Source organism: Mycolicibacterium sp. XJ2546 (genome assembly GCF_053483195.1).
The window spans coordinates 1-424 of record NZ_JBEFRW010000059.1 but is presented as its reverse complement, the minus strand read 5'-3'; the positions used below and the strand labels follow the sequence as shown (position 1 = coordinate 424).

The following is a 424-nucleotide window of genomic DNA, read 5'->3' as shown; positions in this document are numbered from 1 at the left end:
CCGGGCCCCGACCAACCCCACCGAAGACCTGCTGGCCGGCATCTACGCCCAGATCCTTGGCCTGCCTCGTGTCGGCATCGACGACTCCTTCTTCGACCTCGGCGGCGACAGCATTCTGTCGATGCAGGTCGCCTCACGCGCCAGGGCCGCCGGGCTGGTGTGCCGCCCGCGCGACATCTTCGTCGAGCAGACCGTGTCCCGGCTGGCTTCCGTGGTCAGGGCGGCGGGCAGCGCCGACGCGGCCGACGACGGCACCGGACCCGTGGTGGCGACCCCGATCATGCGGTGGTTGCACAGCTTCGATGGCGCGATCGATGAGTTCAATCAGACGGTGCTGTTCCACGCCCCCGCAGACACGACCGAGGGCGACGTGGTGGCGGTGCTGCAGGCGCTGCTGGACCGGCACGCCATGCTGCGGCTGCGG

General features: G+C 70.5%; 1 protein-coding gene. It reads left to right on the top strand.

Annotation, left to right across the window (positions count from 1 at the left end):
- On the top strand, nt 1-424 hold a 424-nt coding region (locus ABQE44_RS25825; RefSeq protein WP_448432665.1), incomplete at both ends, for a phosphopantetheine-binding protein.